1 protein-coding gene is annotated in these 796 nt (G+C 33.4%); it reads left to right on the forward strand.

All coding sequences use genetic code 11. From position 1 onward, the window contains the following. Positions 1 to 172: 172 nt before the first annotated feature. The gene (locus NH26_RS24915; RefSeq protein ID WP_044230024.1) at positions 173 to 685 is read left to right on the forward strand and encodes a YfbM family protein; all 513 of its coding nucleotides are present in this window, start codon (positions 173 to 175) and stop codon (positions 683 to 685) included. Positions 686 to 796: the final 111 nt, after the last annotated feature.

The following is a 796-nucleotide window of genomic DNA, read 5'->3' on the forward strand; positions in this document are numbered from 1 at the left end:
ACTTGCACCCTCTAGAAGATTATTATATCTTTAAAATAAAATAAGGCTGTGTCCATTTTGGGCACACACATCAACTAAACTCCAATCACGGTTGACGCAACCGCTCAAGTAGTTTAGTCATCACGTAATCGACCTACAAAAAAATAGTAAACTTTATAAAAGACTTATCACAATGGGAATGGTGACATATTTGGTTAGAGTTTCATCTAATCAACTGAATGAATATTTATCTGTAAACGGAAATATAGATAATTTAGAAGAAGAATTATTTTCAAAGACTCAGGAAGAATGCAGTCTAGATTTAGAAAAATCATGGGATGCTCTTCAATATATTTTATCAGGTCGTTCAGTCATGAATGAAAGTAATATCAAAAATTCAATTTTATCTAATGTAGTTATTGGACAAGAAGTACTTAACCCGGAGCTTGATATGGGGTATGGTCCTGCATTATTTATCACTCATGATATAGTGAGAAATATATCCAAGGAGCTTGAATCAATAACATTAGATGATGTAATTGGAAGAATAGATTTGAAAGAATTAAATGATAAAGAAATTTATCCTGGCTTTTGGAATGATGAAGAAGATATAAAAGAGTTCATATCAGAGACATTTACAGAAACTAAAATTTTCTATGAACTAGCAGGAAAAAATGATGAAGCAGTAATTAGCTTTACTTGTTAATATTTTTACGTTTTACAATCGAGTAGACCGCCCCGTCAGTAAAAACTGACAGGGAGAGCCTCTCACACCACCGTACGTACGGGTCTCGTATACGGCGGTTGGCTACTTTTC

Origin of the sequence: Flammeovirga pacifica, from assembly GCF_000807855.2 — a bacterium.
In the GTDB taxonomy this organism is placed as follows: domain Bacteria; phylum Bacteroidota; class Bacteroidia; order Cytophagales; family Flammeovirgaceae; genus Flammeovirga; species Flammeovirga pacifica.

Excerpts from the sequence above, each read along its gene's own strand:
- NH26_RS24915 (WP_044230024.1), top strand. The coding sequence starts at position 173 with ATGGGAATGGTGACATATTTGGTTAGAGTTTCATCTAATCAACTGAAT.